Genomic DNA, 15,895 nt, shown 5'->3' with positions numbered 1-15,895 from the left:
GCGCGCTTGCCGTTGCCCGCAGCGAATGCAGGGACAGGCGCCATTTCACTTCAAGGCACGCCAAAGTCCGCCCGCGTCAGTGGCGGCCGGAGTGCAATGCCATGAAGCGCATGCTTTTCAATGCCACGCACGCGGAAGAAACCCGCGTCGGCATCGTCGATGGACAGAAGCTCATCGACATCGACATCGAGACCGTGGGCCGCGAAGCCCGCAAGTCCAACATCTACAAGGGCGTCGTGACCCGCATCGAGCCCAGCCTCGAAGCCTGCTTCGTCAACTACGGCGAAGAGCGCCACGGCTTCCTTCCCTTCAAGGAAATCTCCCGCGCCTACTTCAAGGAAGGCGTCGACGTCCGTTCGGCCTCCATCCGCGAAGCCATCACGGAAGGTCAGGAACTGATCGTTCAGGTCGAAAAGGAAGAGCGCGGCAACAAGGGCGCCGCCCTCACGACCTTCATCAGCCTTGCCGGCCGCTATCTCGTCCTCATGCCGAACAATCCGCGCGGTGGCGGCGTCTCCCGCCGCATTGAAGGCGAGGAACGTCAGGAACTGCGCGAGGCCATGGAAAAGCTCGACCTGCCTGGCGGCATGTCCACCATCGCCCGCACGGCCGGCATCGGCCGTACGACCGAAGAGCTCCAGTGGGACCTCAACTACCTCCTCAAGCTCTGGGAGGCCATCTCCGAAGCCGCTGCGCCGCAGTATGAGCTCGTGCGCGAGGAAAACGGCCGCCGCACCACGCAGCTCGTCAAGACGAGCGTCGTCGAAGGCCGCCCGCTTCGCCGCGCCAATCCTCCGCCCTTCCTGATCGTTGAGGAATCCAACCTCGTCGTGCGCGCCATCCGCGACTACTTCCAGCCCGACATCGGCGAAGTGCTCGTCGACACGGACGAGATCTATGAACAGGCCCGCCAGTTCATGTCGCACGTCATGCCCGACATGGTCGGCCGCGTCAAGCGCTACCGTGAGGACATTCCGCTCTTCACGCGCTTCCAGATCGAACACCAGATCGAAACAGCCTACTCCCGCACGGTCCCGCTGCCCTCCGGCGGCGCGATCGTGATCGACCATACGGAAGCCCTCGTCGCCGTCGACGTCAACTCCGCACGCGCCACGCGCGGCGCCGACATCGAGGAGACGGCCTTCCGCACCAACTGCGAGGCTGCCGACGAAGTGGCCCGCCAGATGCGCCTGCGCGACCTTGGCGGCCTCATCGTGATCGACTTTATCGACATGGCCGACACGAAGAACCAACGCGCCGTCGAGCAGCGTCTCAAGGACGCCCTCAAGTACGACCGCGCCCGCGTCCAGATGGCCAAGATCAGCCGCTTCGGCCTGATGGAGCTCTCCCGCCAGCGCCTGCGTCCTGCCCTTTCCGAAGGCAGCCACGTCACCTGCCCGCGCTGCAACGGCGTCGGCGTGATCCGCGACACGGAAAGCTGCGCCCTGCAGGTCCTGCGCATCCTTCAGGAAGAGGCCATGAAGGAAGGCACGGGCGCCGTGCACGCGCAGGTTCCCGTCGACGTCGCCACCTTCCTCCTCAACGAGAAGCGCAACGACATCACGAAGCTTGAGGCACGCCACCGCGTGCCCATCGTGCTCATCCCGAACACCAAGCTCGAGACGCCGCACTACCACATCGAGCGCCTGCGTCAGGACGACGAGCGCCTCGAAGACACGACGCCGAGTTTCAACCGCGCCGAGGACGTCGCCCAGGTGGCCGACGATCCGTACGCCCTGAAGAGCCAGGAGGACAAGCCCCAGCGTCCGAAGCAGGTTCCCGTCATCAAGAACGTACTCCCGCGTGATCCCGCTCCCGTGCATCCGCAAAAGGCCGAGGAAGCCAAGGCCGAGGCCGGCAAGTCCGCCCAGCTCCAGCCCGTCACGCAGGAAAAGGGCCTCTTCTCTCGCATCATGAGCTTCCTCTTCGGCAGCAAGGATGAAAAGAAGGAAGAGGAAAAGAAGGTCGAGGAAAACAAGACCGAAGGCAAGGAAAAGTCCAAGGACGCCGGCCGCGAAGACCGCCGTCGTCGCGGTGGCCGCCGCGACTCCCGTCGTGACGCCTCCTCCCGCACCCGCCGCACGGAACGCACCGAGGAAAAAGCCGACAAGACTGAAAAGCCCGAAGAGCGCATCGAAGAGAAGAAGCGCCGCGAGCGTCCCGCCCGCCGTCCGGTCGCCGAGGCCGCCCCGCAGGCTCAGGACGCCCGTGACGAATCCGTCGAAAAGGCCGAGGGCGAACGCACCCAGCGCCGCCGCTCCCGCCGCCGTCGTCCTGCCGAAGCCGAAGCTCAGGCCGCACAGCCCGAAGCCCTTCAGACCATTGTCTCCGAAGCCCAAGAGGTCGCCCCCGCCGCTCAGGCTGAAGTCGCTCCCGAGGTGAAGGAAGAGGTCAAGACCGAAGTCAAGGCCGCCCCCGTTGTCGAGATGCCCGCCGAAGCGGTGACCAAGGAACCGAAGGCCGACGAAGCTGAAGCCGTTCGTCCCGAAGGCGAGGAAGCCGTCGACGAAGCTCAGGGCGAAACCCGCCGCCGTCGTCCGCGCCGCCGCCGTCGCAGCGGCAAGGCCGCAGGCGAGACTGCCGAAGGCGCCGCCGAAACGACCGCCGATGCCGCTCCCGAAGCTGTCGTCGAGGCTCCTGACGAAGTGAAGGCCGAGGAACAGGCGCAGGCCAAGCCTGAAGCTCAGGTCGAGTCCCGGCCCGCCGAAGACCTCAAGCCCGCAGAGGATCTCTTCGCAGGCATGGACGTCGGCGCCTCTGAACTCGTTCAGGTCGAGACGACGGCCAAGGCCGAGCCCTCCGACTACGTCGAGGCCCAGCCGCGCGGCCGCAAGCCCGTTCATCAGGCCGTTGAAGCCGCCGAAGAGCCGCTCGTGCAGATCGAAACCCGATCTGCCGAGGCTGAAGCCCCCAAGACGGAAGCCGACCTGCTGAAGAGCCCCGAGCACATGGCCGACGTGGCCCAGCTCATTACGGAAAGCTTCGAGAAGTCCGACCGCCGTCCGCGCCGCTCCCGTCGCAGCAAGGTCAAGCCGGACGAAACAGTGAAGACCCACCTGAAGCCGATCGCCGAAGCCGTCGCCGGCATCGTCGCCGAGCCCGATCCGCTCGGGAAGATCGCCGTCACCGCCAAGGCCCTTGAGACCAAGGAGGAAGAGGCGGGAAAGGTTCAGGTTCAGGCTGAAGCTGTCGAACTCAAGGCCGAGGCTGTCGAAGCCGCTGCAGAATCCGCTGTTGAAGCCGCCCCCGTCGTCGAAGCCGCTCCCGCTGTCGGGACCGAAGCCGTCGTGCACGCGCCGCTCATGGGCGACGTGGCCGAGGGCCTCGAAGCCAACCTCGCCCGCGCTGGCCTCGAGCAGGTGCACACCAAGCCCGAGCTCGTGACCTTCAAGGGCTACGACGTCGTCCGCTACAGCGGCCGCCCGATGCCCGTCAAGGCTGAAGGCGAGACCGAGGGCCCGCTCGAACAGGTTCATACCCGTCCCGAGCTCTGCCGCCCCGTCGTCTACGAGGCCGTGCGCTATCCCGGTCGTCCCTATCAGGCTCCTGCTGCTCTCAACGAAGAGCCGCTCGTGCAGGTTCACACCCGCGAGGCCTGATGAGCCCTGATGACTGACCCCGGTCAGAGCCCACAAGGGCGCCGAACGCTTCAAGGCGTGCGGCGCCCTTTTTCTTCTACAATCATCTTCACCTCTGTCTCCCGCACCATGTCGTCCTACCGAGGCCGTTTTGCCCCCTCTCCCACAGGCGCCCTTCATGCAGGCAGTCTTGTCGCTGCCATGGCGAGCTTTCTCGATGCGCGCGCCCACGACGGCGTCTGGCTCGTTCGCATCGAGGACATCGACCCGCCCAGGGACATTCCGGGCGCAGGCGAACACATCATCCGCACCCTCGCAAGGCTCGGCCTTGCATCGGACGAGCCCGTTCTCTGGCAACACGACAGACACGAAGCATATCAGGCGGCCCTCGATCGCCTGATCGCCCAAGGGCGCGTATACGGCTGCGCCTGCTCCCGCAAGGAAGTTGCCCTTCGGGCCGCCGAGCTTGGTCTTCCCGCCGGCGTCTATCCCGGCACATGCCGCTTGGGAACGCACGGTCGCCCCGTGCGCGCCATGCGTTTTCTGACGACTTCAGGAACCACCACCTTCACCGACCGCCTTTGCGGCGACTTCACACAGGACGTTGAACACGAAGTCGGCGACTTCGTACTCAAGCGTGCGGACGGCCTCTGGGCCTATCAGCTCGCCGCCATCGTCGACGACATTCATCAGGGCGTCACCGACGTGGTGCGCGGCGCCGACCTGCTCGACAACACGCCTCGTCAGATCCAGCTCATCGAGGCGCTCGGTGCCCAAGCTCCCTGCTACATGCATCTGCCCCTGGTGCTCAACCCCGAGGGGCAGAAGCTCTCTAAGCAGCAGGGGGCAACGCCCCTTGATGAAGACGATCCGCTCGGCGAACTCGAGCGTGCATGGATGCACCTCGGATTCGACAGACTTGGTGCAGACTCGATTCATGCCTTCTGGGATGCGGCGCTCCCCCTCTGGAAGTCGAGGCACGCCGTCCCGTAATGCCTCCGAAGAAGGCGCAGATGCGACAAAAGGCGGCGCTCTCAAGAAGAGCAACCGCCTTTTGAAAGGAAATCGTGGTGACGATCAGCGGATGATGCGCGGCGCCGCCGAAGCCATGCGGGCCATGGCCGAGTCGTCCGGGTGCGCATGCTCCTCAAGCATGCGGTCCATCGTCTCGTCGCTTTCGTCCTCTTCATCCTCGCTCACGATGCGGTCTGCGATAGACAGGAAGCCCGGCACGACGACATTGTCGTCGCCCACGGCATCCTCGTCGGAAGGTTCGGCGACTTCCATCACCTTCACCTCGAACTGAAGCGCCATGCCTGCGAGCGGATGATTGGTTTCGAGCACCGCCATGCCATCGGCAATGTCGGTCACGTGCCAGCGTCGGCCGTCATTGGCCTCGCCGGGCACGCCCTCGAAGACAAGACCACGGACCACGGTCTCGGGGTTGCCCAGACGTTCAACCGGCACCATGACGAGCGAATCGGGATCGTATTCCCCGAAGGCATCCTCGGGCTCAAGCTTGATGAAGAAGCCTTCGCCGGGAAAGCGGCCCTCAAGCGCAGCCTCGAGCTTCGGGAAGATGTCGCCGTGCCCGTGCAGATAGGTGAGCCCCTCGGGGCCCGATTCCTCAAGAATCTTTCCGGACATGTCCGCCATGCGAACGGACAGGGTTACGAGCATGTCTTTCTTGACGGCAAGCGCCATGTTTTCACTCCCAGCCGCACTCGGCAGCCGCCTCTTCCAGACGTCTCCAACCCGTTGGCCGTGAGACGCCGGGGCGCAGCAGCAGGTACAGCATCAGAAAAATATTTGCGCCCGGACACATCACGAACAGTGCCCAGGCCCCCGAATGACCGGCATCGTGCAGCCTGCGCGCCGCGGACACGGTCATGAAGATAAGAATGAGATTGATGAGGAGAGGATAGACGAAGCGGCCGATCCAAGTCAGCATCTCGTCGCTGATGAACTCGGCGTCGGCTATCGGATTGATCATGAGCCAGAGAAAAAGCCCCGCCAGAAGCGCGCCCGTCGTCTCCTGGGCGTAAAGCCTCCTCCCGCTTCGGAACTGCGGGCAGAATCCCATGGCGAGCCTGCTCCAGCGCATGATGCCCCGCCTCAGAGCCCCTCGAGGATCTGCACCCATCGCACGAACGCAGACTGGGTGAGACGCCCCTCGTTGCGCGCGGCAACAAGCCCCGCCCTGACGGCGGCAACCTCACCCTCACGGCTTTCAGGCGAAGCTTCGATGCGCGCCTTCGCTCCTGCGATGAGATCGGAGGCCCAGTCTTCGGCCTCGGCACTCATGCGTTCGCGAATGATCGTGCCCTCCAGATCGGGCCCCGGCTCCACGACCTCGCCCTCAAGCGTCTCGCGCACTTCGCGCGCAGGACACCTGACGGTGTCGCTCCGTTCGGTTCGACGCACGGGCGCGGCATCCCTCACCGTCATCACGGCAAGCGGATCCGGACCGAAGCGGTTGAGCCCCTTCTTGCCCGGCATCAGACCGAGGATGACGAGCACGATGATCTGAAGGCCGGGCACGATCAGAAATACCGCCGCAACAGCCCCATAGCTGATGTCGTGCAGCCGGCGCACGACGGCCGACACCAGAAAGGCGGCCAGAAAGAGGAGCCACCCCCATATGAGAAGATCGAGTCCCTTCTGCGCGGCGCCTCCGCCCGCAAGGCCCGAAAGCGAATCGAGCGCCAATCCGCCTGCCGCCGCAAGCACGGCCAGCGCCGCAAGCGTGCGCCAGTAGGCACCGCGGCTCGCACGTCCCTTGAAGGACAGAGAGAGGATCTCATTGACGGCCACACTCATCGTTCATCAATCCCTGAAGGCAAGCGGTCCAAAACTTGAAAAGCCCCGGAGGACCTCTACGAGAGAGTCCGGATCCGAGGCTTTGAACGCACCTGCGGCAAGCCGCAGGCCGGATGCGCCTTTCGGCGGTCAGCGGAGCTGCTCGGCGAGAAGCGTCAGGATGCTTCCGGCGGAACCGGTCGTATCGGCGCCACCATCGGCACCGAGCACCTGAATGCGTGTCACGGAGCCTTCATCGCCCAGATGGATGCGGTATTCGGGCGCCTCAATGGCCTCGTCGGAACCGAAGACACGCTTGAAGAAACCGCGTTCGGACTTGACCTTGACTTCATAGGCGGGGTCAAGGTAGCGGACGATGAAGTTGCCGGCGGCACGGTCGCGGTCGACAAGCTCAAAGCCCATGCGGTCGATGAGGAGACCCGTGGTGCGCCAGGCGCGGTCAAACGGCTCCTTGAGGACGACTGCCTCAAGCGTGCCGTCGGCAGCCTTCACGACATCGCTGCGGGACTCGCGCTTGGTGATGTCCTCAACAACGGCCGCATCGGCCTTCTTGATCGGCAGAGCATCGGGATTGAACTCCTCGTCGATGCGGATGGCCAGACGCTGAAGCATTTCGGCCTCCATCGTCGGGTCGGAGGGACCGGGCTGCCAGACCGTGGAGTCGCTCTGAGAGCCGGTGACGACCTCAACCATCGAACGATGCGTCAGGAAGATGTCACTCGTGCCGTCGTCATTGCGCTCGATGCGGCAGCGGTACTGATCGCGTTCGCCCGTGGAGTAGGCGAAGTCGAGCACCTTGCCGATCGTGCCGCGGATGATGTCCTGCGGAAGCTTTGCCTTGTTTTCGGCCCATTCGGTCTCAAGGTAGCCGGTCTTGGCGTCCTGACGACGAATCGTGAGGCCGACGCTCGGCCAGAAGTCGGTGACGACGGTCCAGAGCGGCTCGGCGTCGGCGTTGACGCGAAGCCAGCGTTCGTTACCGTCGCGCATGAGCTTGGCAACGACCGTGCGCTGCACGATGGAGCCGCGCTCCTGAGTGGCTTCGCCTGCGACCTGAGCCCTTGCCATCTCGGTGTTGGCACTGACGACGCCCGGACGGGACGGCACCTCGAAGCGGTTTTCATTGGCGACAGGCGCAAGATCAGGCGGCACTTCGAGATTGGCACGCGTATTGGAGGCTTCGTACTGAACCTTGTCGTCCGTAAAGTTGATGCCGAGAGCCGAGCAGCCGCCAAGGACCAGCAGAGCAGGACAGAGAGCGGCGGCACGCAGCGTACGCTTATTCATCGGGGTAATCCTTTGCTAGAGAAACCAATGCGGAACCGTGCGTCGAACACAGGCCGGGAAGGCCCCGTCCGGAATAGCTCCGCGAAAAAACGTCTCCGCCGTGCGAAGACCTCCGGCCGCAGGGCGACCGACAATATCCTGAAGAGTTTAGCAAACTTGACCGCCTCAAGGCGCTTTTGAAAGCGGCCGATTGCGGTAATTACGGAGGTCCGCCATCAGAGACCGAGTCCCGCCTCAAGCGGAGCGGCGTAGCACTCCGCAGGCGCGTGCTTCATGAGGACGATTCTCGCGACGCACGTATCAGCGGGAGTGAGTCCCTCCTCGTAGGCGACGACTCGCGCATCGGCAGGAGCCAGGCGAATGAGCTCCCCCTCCGTCAGATAGTGGTCGGGATTGCGCGGATGCTCCCAGATCATCATATTGGCTTCCGTGAAGGTCTCCATGATGAGGACGCCGCCCGGCATCAGGCTATCCCAGTAATGCGGAAAGTGCGGCCTGTGCAGGTAGTTCGTCACGACGATCCCCGCAAACCGCTCCGCCTCCCATGGCCAGCGCTCTCCCTCGAGATCCCTGCACTCGAGCGTCACGTTCGGGAGCTCCGCAAGGGCCTCGACGCCCGTCAGGTCGATGTCGCAGGCTAGAACCCTGCGGCCCTCAAGAGCCAGAAGCGCCGTATGCCTTCCGGGCCCGCAGGCCACGTCCAGCACCTCGCCCTGACGGGGCAGCAGGTGCTTCCAGCGAAGCACCCAGGGCGAAGGCCTCGTGAAGCATTCGGAATAGTCGTTGCGCGCCATGGCACCTCCCGTCACAGCACGAGCTCGACGAGCCAGCGTCCCGCCTCGAGGAAGGGACGGGCGAAGAACCCGAGGCCTCCGCCCGCCATCAGCACGACGAGGATCACCATGCCGTAGGGCTCGATCCTGTCCAGAAGGCTCCTGCCGCTCGAGGGCAGAAGTCCCCTCAGGATGCGGCCGCCGTCGAGCGGCGGAATCGGAATGAGGTTGAAGGCCATCAGCATCAGGTTGACCGAGATGCCGGCCGCGCACACGCTGATCACGAACCGCTCGGAGATCCCGAGCATCACGACGAGCTTGAGCACCACGGCCCAGGCGATCGCCTGCAAAAGGTTGGAGGCGGGCCCCGCAAGCGCCGTGAGCATCATGTCGCGGTTGAAGTGCCTGAAGTAACGCGGATTGATCGGCACGGGCTTGGCCCAGCCGAAGACGAAGCCCGCGCCGCCCGTGAGAGCGGACATCAGGACAAGCGCCCCGGGCACGAGCACGGTGCCGACGGGATCGATGTGGGGAACGGGATTGGCCGTCACGCGGCCGAGAATCCAGGCGGTGTCGTCGCCAAGCTTCTTCGCCGCCCAGCCGTGCGCGGCCTCATGGAGCGTGATGGCGAAGATGAGCGGAATGGCGTAGACGCAGATGATCTGAATGGCGTTTTCAATCATGGAGGGAGCAAAGGCTTCGGGGTGCAGTGGAAAGACTGCGCCCGGATGGATTTACGGAAGGGGTTCAATCGTGAAAGTCTGCCACAAACCCGCGCCGTGCACGCCGACCGATCCGCGTAAATGTCGACAGACTGTTTGAAAACGTGTCAACGGCGACGCGGAATGATGCGCCAGACGGGCGTGAGATCCTCGGGAATCTGCAGCTGCGTGCCGGGCATGGGACGCACGGTGCCGGGCGCATGCCAGTCGGAGCCCGAACTCGCGAGAAAGTCCATGCGGCGCGCGACGTCCGCAAAGAAGACGTCCGCATCGCGGGACTGGGATCCTGAGCAGACCTCAATCGCCTCGCCGCCCGCGTCCCTGAAGGCCTTGAGAAACTCGTCGAGCATCCAGGACTCGCTGAAGCTGTAGCGTCCGGGATGTGCAATGACCGCGACGCCGCCCGAATTGTGGATGACGTCGACCACTTCGGTGAGTCCCGGCCAGTCGATGTCGACGCAACAAGGCCTCCCCGTCTTGAGAAAGCGGTCGAAGGCCTCCTGATACTCCTTCACGACGCCCTCCTGCATGAGCCAGCGTGCGAAGTGAGTGCGGGAAAGGTTGTCCTTGTTGTCGGCAAGCGAAAGCGCGCCCTCGTAGGCGCCGCGTATGCCGTAGAGCTGCTCGAATCGTTCGCCGATAAGGCGGCCGCGCCGGTCGCGCTTGGTGCAGATGCTGCTGAAGAATGCGTCGATGCCTGGCGCATCAGGATCGACTCCGAGCCCCACGATGTGCACGACGCGTCCTCCCCATCCCGTCGAGATCTCCACGCCGGGAATGAACCCGACGCCGAGCTCCTCGGCGGCGGCCGATGCCTGCCTGACGCCGTCCATCGTATCGTGGTCCGTCAGCGCCATGAGCTCCACGCCGTTTGCATGCACGAGACGCACGAGGTCGGCGGGCGAAAGCTTCCCGTCGGAAACATTGGAGTGCATGTGCAGGTCGATGATCATCAGAAGAGCCTTGCGCGGGAAGTACGTAGTAATTTTTTGATTATACGGCCGCGCGTTCAGGACCGCTTGAGGCGGACATGGTATTCGGCTCACTTGAAAAGGCGTCCCCTTGCCCCCATATAAAGCGTATTGCTTCAATTGCGCGCGGGCCCGCTCCGGCCGCGGCGGGCGCATGATCCCGCCTGCGCCGCCCGCACTGCGCGCGAACACACAGGAATTCATATGGACGCCCTTCAGAAACTGCTTTTCCAGCGTGCCGCCGTCCGCGGCGAGACCGTCGTGCTTCACGACGAATTCAGCCGCTCGGTCGAGCATCAGCATCTGCCCCTCGCCGTTCGCCGCTTGGCGGGCGAAGTGACGGCCTCCGCACTTCTTGCGGCAGCCGCCCTCGAGTTTGACGGCACGGTGCTTCTGCAGATTGCGGGCGACGGTCCCATCAAGCTACTCGTGGCGGAAGTCCGTCCCGGCCTCCTCTTCCGCGTCTCCGTGACGATGCGAGAGGACGCTGGCGAGATCAGCGCCGACGCAGGCATGACCGAACTCGTCAACGCAGGCGGCCGCGGTCGCTGCGCGCTCATTCTCGACCAGACGGGGCGCGATCCCGACACCCAGCCCTATCAGGGCGTGGTGAGTCTTGCAGGTGAAACCTTCGCCGAAGCCATGACGAACTACTTCGCGACGAGCGAACAGGTCGAAACGAAGATCAAGCTCGCAAGCGACGAATCCGGCGTCGGCGGTCTGATGCTGCAGAAAATGCCGCTTCTCGGCGGCAAGGCCCTTCCCGAGGACTTCGACGAGGAAGGCTGGCAGCGTCTCAAGATCTTCGCCGACACCGTCAAGAGCGAAGAGCTTCTCACGCTCGATCCCGAAGAGATCAACCGCCGTCTCTTCTGGGAGGAATCCCCGAACGTCACGCTCGAAGCCAGGCCCGAATTCAAATGCCGCTGCTCCGACGAAGGCGTGCGGAGCATGATCCTTTCTCTGGGCCGGGAGGAGGCCGAAGCCATCATCGCCGAACGCGGCTCGATCGACATCACCTGCCACTTCTGCGGTCAGGTACGCTCCTTCGACAGCGCTGATGTTGCCTCTCTTTTCGCGGGCGCTCCCGCCCAGCCCAGAACGCTCAACTGATCAGGTCTTCCAGGGAGGAAAGCTTCACTTTCCTCCCTACTTCACGAGCAAAGAAAAAACGCACGGTCCGATTGCGGCGGATCGTGCGTTTTTTTCTTGCCTTACTGGCGCTTCGTGCGGGACGGAGGCGCGCGAAGGTTCTTGGGCGCATGGTAGAGGTCGGCGCGCTTCGCGGAGAACGTCGGCGCGGAGCCCGGCTTGATGTTGGGAGAGCGGTAGTCAGGCATGCTCGCGAGCTCGCGGGCCCTCTGCTCATATTCTCCCGGCGTCTCAAGGCGGAAAAGCACCTCGTCGGCCTTCACCATGTAGAGCTCCCTGCGGGCGCGCTCCTCAATGGCGTCCCTGCGGTGCTCAAGCGAATAAAGCTCTGCGCCCAGAGCCTCGTTGCGGTCCTGCTGAACGCGGTTGGCCTCATTCTGAAGCGCGAGCGCCTCCTCAAGCTCGGCGGCACGAAACCATGCGCCGCCGGGCCCGAAGAGCTGGAACCCCACGACGCAGATGCCTGCCGCCAGCACGAGCATGAAGATGCGCGTCATCGCTTCAAGGCGTCCGTCTTACTTGCGAAGGCAGTAGAAGGCGTCGCGGCCGGGATACTGAGCCACTTCGGCGAGGTGTTCCTCGATGCGAAGAAGCTGGTTGTACTTGGCCATGCGGTCGGAGCGGCTCATGGAACCGGTCTTGATCTGACCGGCGTTGAGACCAACGGCGATGTCGGCGATCGTGCTGTCTTCCGTCTCGCCCGAGCGGTGGGAGACGACGGCGGTGTAGCCCGCGCGCTTGGCCATCTCAATGGCTTCAAACGTTTCGGTAAGCGTACCGATCTGGTTGACCTTGATGAGGATGGAGTTCGCAACCCCCTTTTCAATGCCTTCCTTGAGGATAGCGGGATTCGTCACGAAGAGGTCGTCACCCACGAGCTGGACGCGCTTGCCGAGAGCGGCCGTGAGCTTGGCCCAGCCTTCCCAGTCGCCTTCAGCCATGCCGTCTTCGATCGAGATGATCGGGTACTTGTTGACCCAGTCCTCGAGAACAGCGATCCATTCCTCGGCCGTGAGGGCCTTGCCAGAGGACTTCTTCATGACGTACTTGCCGTCTTCGAAGAATTCGCTCGAGGCGCAGTCGAGACCGATCATGATGTCCTTGCCTGCTTCAAAGCCGGCAGCCTTGATGGCTTCGAGGATGAGCTCGATGGCTTCTTCATGGCTTTCGCACTTGGGGGCGAAGCCGCCCTCGTCACCGACGGCCGTGGACATGCCGCGGGCGTTGATGATCTTCTTGAGGGCATGGAACGTCTCGGCACCGTAGCGAAGGGCTTCACGGAAGGACGGAGCGCCCACCGGAATGATCATGAACTCCTGCAGGTCGAGGTTGTTGTTGGCGTGAGCACCGCCGTTGATGACGTTCATCATCGGGACGGGCATCTGGAGGGCACCCATGCCGCCGAAGTAGCGGTAGAGCGGCATGCCGGCCTCTTCGGCGGCGGCGCGGGCCACGGCCATGGAGACGGCGAGGATGGCATTGGCGCCGAGGCGGCCCTTGTTTTCGGTGCCGTCGAGCGCAATCATCGTGCGGTCGATGTAGGCCTGGTCGGAGGCCTCAAGGCCCATGAGGGCGTCGGCGATTTCGCCGGAGACGTTGGCGACGGCGGTCAGCACGCCCTTGCCGCAGTAGCGCTTCGGATCCTTGTCGCGAAGCTCGAGAGCCTCGCGCACGCCCGTGGAGGCGCCGGACGGCACGGCGGCGCGGCCCATGGCGCCGCTTTCGAGCCAGACTTCGGCTTCAACGGTCGGATTGCCGCGGCTGTCGAGAACTTCACGGCCGATCACATCAATAATTGCGCTCATCTTTTGTCCTTTCGTTTGGATGAAAAAGGGATGTCAAGGAAAGAAGATTCCCGCGGTTCGACGACGTTGCGTGCGGATCGCGGGCACATCAGAATATTTTACCCGTTGATCGTATCTTCAAGGAAGGGGCGGGCCTTCACGAGGCGGTCGATCTCCACAAGGCTCTCGAGGAGCTCACGCATGCGGCCGAGCGGAACGAGGTTGGGACCGTCGCTCTTGGCGGAGGCGGGCGTCGGATGGGCTTCCATGAAGAGGCCGGAGACGCCCGCTGCGACCGCAGCTCGCGCGAGCACGGGAACGAACTGGCGCTGACCGCCGGAGCACGTGCCGTTGCCGCCGGGAAGCTGCACGGAATGTGTGGCGTCGAAGACCACGGGAGCCATCGTCTGGCGCATGATCGCAAGGCTTCGCATGTCGGACACGAGGTTGCCGTAACCGAACGAGGCGCCGCGCTCGCAGACCGTGAAGACGTCGGGGTCAAGGCCTGCAGCCGAGGCGGCCTCACGGGCCTTCTCGACGACGTTGAGCATGTCGCCCGGTGCAAGGAACTGGCCCTTCTTGATGTTGACGGGCTTGCCAGAAACTGCGCAGGCGCGGATGAAATCCGTCTGACGGCAGAGGAAGGCGGGCGTCTGGAGCATGTCGACGACGGAGGCGACGACGGGGACCTCTGCTTCGGTATGCACGTCGGTGAGAACGGGCACGCCGACCTTCTCGCGAACGGCGGCGAGAATGCGAAGGCCCTCGTCCATGCCGGGACCGCGGAAGGAATGGGCGGACGTGCGGTTCGCCTTGTCATAGCTCGCCTTGAAGAGATACGGAATGCCGAGCTCGTCCGTGATCTCCTTCATGGCGGAGGCGATGTCGACGGCCATCTGCTCGCCCTCGAGCACGCAGGGGCCGGCGATCAAGAAGAACGGACGGTCGAGCCCGATGTCAAAGCCGCAGAGCTTCATGTTTGTTGTCCTCTTGCAGGAGGGCGCGCCCCGGAAAAGTCGTCCAGACAAGACGGCGCCCGAAATGAAAAAGGCAGCCCCACGAACTGCAGTGCCCGTTGAGCTGCCTTGCGTCTAGGTCGGATCAGTCCGGCTTAGGCCTGAGCCTTCTTTTCATCGGCGTGCGCGATCGCGGCCTCAATGTAGGCCTTGAAGAGCGGATGGCCGAAGCGGGGGCTCGACGTGAATTCCGGATGGAACTGGACGGCGAAGAAGAAGGGATGGCCCGGGAGCTCCATCATTTCGGGGAGGTGCTCCGTCGGAGTCTTGGCGGAAATGACCATGCCCTTTTCCTCGAACTGGGCCACATAGGCGTTGTTCACCTCATAGCGGTGACGATGGCGTTCAGCCACGACGTCGCCGTAGATCTTGTGGGCGAGCGTACCCTTTTCGACGGGAACTTCCTGACGGCCGAGGCGCATCGTGCCGCCGAGGTCGGACGACTCGTCGCGCTTCTGGACGCTGCCCGTGCGGTCCTTCCACTCGGTGATGAGGGCGACGACGGGATGGGCCGTGTCGGGATCGAGCTCGGTGGAGTTGGCTCCGCCGAGACCGCACACGTGACGGGCGAACTCGATGACGGCCATCTGCATGCCGAGACAGATGCCGAGGAACGGGATCTTGTTTTCACGGGCGAACTCGATGGCCTTGATCATGCCTTCCGTGCCACGCTTGCCGAAACCTCCCGGGACGAGGATCGCATCGACGTCCTGAAGGATCTTCTCGGCGCCTTCCTCTTCGATCTGGCCGGCGTCGACGTAGCGGATCTTGACGCGGGTCTCCGTGCGGATGCCGGCATGGATCAGCGCTTCGTTGAGGGACTTGTAGCTGTCGGCGTAGTCGACGTACTTGCCGACCATGGCGACCGTGACCTCGCGCTGCGGGTTCTTGATGCGACGGACGATGTCCTCCCAGGCGGAGAGATCGGCGGGCTTCGTCTCAAGGCCGAGCTTCTTGCAGACGAGGTCGTCAAGATGCTGGGCGTGGAGCATGAGCGGCACTTCGTAGATCGTGGAGGCGTCGGCGACGCTGATCACGCAGTCCATCGGCACGTTGGAGAAGAGCGAGATCTTGGCGCGCTCGCCTTCCGGGATCATGTGCTCGGCGCGACAGAGGAGCATGTCGGGATAGACGCCCTCTTCGCGGAGCTTCTGAACGGAGTGCTGGGTCGGCTTCGTCTTGAGCTCGCCGGCGGACGGAATCCACGGGCAGAGCGTCAGGTGGATGAAGCAGGTGTTGTTGCGGCCCACGCGGAAGGACATCTGGCGGACGGCCTCGACGAACGGCAGGGACTCAATGTCGCCGACCGTACCGCCGATTTCAACGACGGCCACGTCGGGCTTGCCGTCAAAGGTGCTGGCGGCGCCGCGCTGGATGAACTCCTGAATTTCGTTCGTGATGTGCGGGATCACCTGAACGGTCTTGCCGAGGTATTCGCCGCGACGTTCCTTGCGAAGCACGCTCTCGTAGATCTGACCCGACGTGAAGTTGTTGGGCTTGTGCATCTTCGTGGAGATGAAGCGTTCGTAGTGACCGAGGTCGAGGTCGGTTTCCGCCCCGTCTTCCGTCACAAAAACTTCACCGTGCTGGAAAGGCGACATCGTGCCCGGGTCGACGTTGATATACGGATCGAGCTTGATCATGGTCACCTTCAGACCACGAGATTCCAGAATAGCCGCTAACGAAGCGGCGGCGATGCCCTTGCCGAGAGAAGAGACAACGCCGCCGGTCACAAATACGTACTTGGTCATGAAGAAGAGCCCCACGCAAGGAGGTACAGGAAAAAATTAAA

General features: G+C 63.6%; 14 protein-coding genes. 3 read left to right on the top strand and 11 right to left on the bottom strand.

The genetic code is table 11. The features are described 5' to 3' along the window. Positions 1-101: 101 nt before the first annotated feature. Together HMPREF9465_RS07840 and gluQRS are read left to right on the top strand one after the other, a co-directional pair. A complete protein-coding gene (locus HMPREF9465_RS07840; RefSeq protein WP_005435779.1) occupies positions 102-3,599 on the top strand; it encodes an Rne/Rng family ribonuclease in 3,498 nt (1,165 codons plus the stop codon). 108 nt (positions 3,600-3,707) lie between these two features. Then, positions 3,708-4,571 (top strand): tRNA glutamyl-Q(34) synthetase GluQRS, encoded by an 864-nt coding sequence (gene gluQRS, locus HMPREF9465_RS07835; protein WP_005435771.1) that lies wholly within the window; start codon positions 3,708-3,710, stop codon positions 4,569-4,571. An 84-nt stretch (positions 4,572-4,655) separates the two neighbouring features. Here the strand turns inward: gluQRS and HMPREF9465_RS07830 are convergent, their stop codons facing one another. The 7 genes from HMPREF9465_RS07830 to HMPREF9465_RS07800 form a co-directional block, all read right to left on the bottom strand. Beyond that, positions 4,656-5,282 (bottom strand): FKBP-type peptidyl-prolyl cis-trans isomerase, encoded by a 627-nt coding sequence (locus HMPREF9465_RS07830; protein WP_005435769.1) that lies wholly within the window; start codon positions 5,280-5,282, stop codon positions 4,656-4,658. Between the two features lie 4 nt (positions 5,283-5,286). Continuing rightward, entirely contained in the window at positions 5,287-5,682 is a 396-nt protein-coding gene (locus tag HMPREF9465_RS07825; RefSeq protein ID WP_005435768.1) for a DUF805 domain-containing protein, read from the bottom strand. Positions 5,683-5,693: 11 nt separating this feature from the next. Next, complete coding sequence (locus HMPREF9465_RS12460; RefSeq protein ID WP_005435767.1) at positions 5,694-6,398, bottom strand: DUF805 domain-containing protein; 705 nt, start codon at positions 6,396-6,398, stop codon at positions 5,694-5,696. A 129-nt stretch (positions 6,399-6,527) separates the two neighbouring features. Then, on the bottom strand, positions 6,528-7,685 hold the full coding sequence (gene bamC, locus HMPREF9465_RS07815) for an outer membrane protein assembly factor BamC (protein ID WP_005435766.1): 1,158 nt from the start codon (positions 7,683-7,685) through the stop codon (positions 6,528-6,530). A 215-nt stretch (positions 7,686-7,900) separates the two neighbouring features. Then, a complete protein-coding gene (locus HMPREF9465_RS07810) occupies positions 7,901-8,479 on the bottom strand; it encodes a class I SAM-dependent methyltransferase (protein ID WP_005435765.1) in 579 nt (192 codons plus the stop codon). Positions 8,480-8,490: 11 nt separating this feature from the next. Next, positions 8,491-9,141, bottom strand: a complete 651-nt coding sequence (locus HMPREF9465_RS07805; RefSeq protein ID WP_005435764.1) for a site-2 protease family protein — start codon at positions 9,139-9,141, stop codon at positions 8,491-8,493. A gap of 146 nt (positions 9,142-9,287) precedes the next feature. Further along, positions 9,288-10,133, bottom strand: a complete 846-nt coding sequence (locus tag HMPREF9465_RS07800) for a PHP domain-containing protein (RefSeq protein WP_005435763.1) — start codon at positions 10,131-10,133, stop codon at positions 9,288-9,290. A gap of 222 nt (positions 10,134-10,355) precedes the next feature. Here HMPREF9465_RS07800 and HMPREF9465_RS07795 point away from each other — a divergent pair, with 222 nt between their 5' ends. Beyond that, on the top strand, positions 10,356-11,264 hold the full coding sequence (locus HMPREF9465_RS07795; RefSeq protein WP_005435762.1) for an Hsp33 family molecular chaperone HslO: 909 nt from the start codon (positions 10,356-10,358) through the stop codon (positions 11,262-11,264). A gap of 101 nt (positions 11,265-11,365) precedes the next feature. Here HMPREF9465_RS07795 and HMPREF9465_RS07790 read toward each other — a convergent pair whose 3' ends face one another. The 4 genes from HMPREF9465_RS07790 to HMPREF9465_RS07775 all read right to left on the bottom strand — a co-directional run bounded on the left by HMPREF9465_RS07790 (position 11,366) and on the right by HMPREF9465_RS07775 (position 15,854). Beyond that, the gene (locus HMPREF9465_RS07790) at positions 11,366-11,800 is read right to left on the bottom strand and encodes an FtsB family cell division protein (RefSeq protein ID WP_005435760.1); all 435 of its coding nucleotides are present in this window, start codon (positions 11,798-11,800) and stop codon (positions 11,366-11,368) included. A gap of 18 nt (positions 11,801-11,818) precedes the next feature. Beyond that, positions 11,819-13,108 (bottom strand): phosphopyruvate hydratase, encoded by a 1,290-nt coding sequence (eno, locus tag HMPREF9465_RS07785; RefSeq protein WP_005435758.1) that lies wholly within the window; start codon positions 13,106-13,108, stop codon positions 11,819-11,821. A 98-nt stretch (positions 13,109-13,206) separates the two neighbouring features. Then, positions 13,207-14,064 carry a 3-deoxy-8-phosphooctulonate synthase gene (gene kdsA, locus HMPREF9465_RS07780; protein WP_005435756.1) on the bottom strand — a complete coding sequence of 286 codons (858 nt, stop codon included), beginning with the start codon at positions 14,062-14,064 and terminating at the stop codon, positions 13,207-13,209. Between the two features lie 134 nt (positions 14,065-14,198). After that, positions 14,199-15,854, bottom strand: coding sequence for a CTP synthase (locus tag HMPREF9465_RS07775; RefSeq protein WP_005435754.1), 1,656 nt, complete (start codon positions 15,852-15,854; stop codon positions 14,199-14,201). Positions 15,855-15,895: the final 41 nt, after the last annotated feature.

This window comes from Sutterella wadsworthensis 2_1_59BFAA, assembly GCF_000297775.1.
In the GTDB taxonomy this organism is placed as follows: domain Bacteria; phylum Pseudomonadota; class Gammaproteobacteria; order Burkholderiales; family Burkholderiaceae_F; genus Sutterella; species Sutterella wadsworthensis_A.
Note: the sequence above shows the minus strand (reverse complement) of the source record. Positions and strands in the feature narration are given on the sequence as shown.